Here is a 1,026-nt window from a genome sequence, read left to right as displayed (position 1 = left end):
TTGCAGAAATAGGCGGCGGCGGGGTGGATCGGACCGGCCAGGCCGCGATCCCTGGCGAGCTTGGCGCAGCGGATCATGTCGATGGCGACGCCGGCGCTGTTGGGACTGTCCTCGACGGAAAGGCGCAGTTCCAGGTTCATCGGCACGCCGCCGAACATCGAGCCTTCCATGCGCAGGAAGCAAACCTTGTTGTCATTCTGCCACGCCACGTAATCGGATGGGCCGACATGGATATTCTCATCGTCCAGGCGATGTTCGGCGACCGATTGCACCGCTTCGGTCTTGGAGATCTTCTTGGAGGCGAGCCTGGTCTTGTTCGACATGTTGAGGAAGTCGGTATTGCCGCCGGTATTGAGCTGATAGGTGCGCTCGAGCTTCACGCCGCGCTTGTGGAAGAGATCGGTCAGCACCCGGTGGACGATGGTCGCGCCGAGCTGCGCCTTGATGTCGTCGCCGATGATCGGAACGCCGGCCTCCGTGAAGCGCCTCGCCCATTCCGGATTGCTGGCGATGAAGACCGGGATATTGTTGACGAAGGCGACACCGGCCTCAAGCGCGCATTCCGCATAGAATTCGGTTGCCTGCTGGCTGCCGACGGGAAGGTAGTTCAGCAGCACGTCCGCTTCCGTCTCCCTCAGCCTTCGCACCACCTGCTCCTTGTCCGGCTGCGGCGCGTCCGCAACCAGGAAGGTGCGGTCGTCCGGCCAGTCCGCCATATGGTCGGCGACCCCGTCCAGAACCCGCCCCATTTCCACCCTGACGCCGGACGCCGGCACATGGTCGCAGAAGATCGCCGTGCAATTGGGCTTGGCGAAAATCGCGCGGGCGACATCCTCCCCCACCTTGCGCGTGTCGACGTCCCAGGCCGCGACCAGCCGGATGTCCTTCGGACGATAACCGCCCAGATCCCAATGCATCAGCCCGATCTGCTCGTTCGCTCCGCCATTTTGATAATGAGCAAGACCCTGAACCAGGGAACTGGCGCAATTGCCCACGCCAATGATGGCGGTGTTGATCGTCATGAAG

The 1,026-nt window shown here is 62.5% G+C and carries 1 protein-coding gene; it reads right to left on the bottom strand.

Annotation, left to right across the window (positions count from 1 at the left end; genetic code table 11):
• The coding region (locus tag RQX22_RS19225) for an inositol-3-phosphate synthase (RefSeq protein ID WP_315728822.1) at positions 1-1,022 on the bottom strand (1,022 nt) is incomplete at its 3' end.
• Positions 1,023-1,026 lie beyond the last annotated feature (4 nt).

This window comes from Sphingosinicella rhizophila (assembly GCF_032378825.1).
GTDB lineage: Bacteria > Pseudomonadota > Alphaproteobacteria > Sphingomonadales > Sphingomonadaceae > Allosphingosinicella > Allosphingosinicella rhizophila.
Note: the sequence above shows the minus strand (reverse complement) of the source record. Positions and strands in the feature narration are given on the sequence as shown.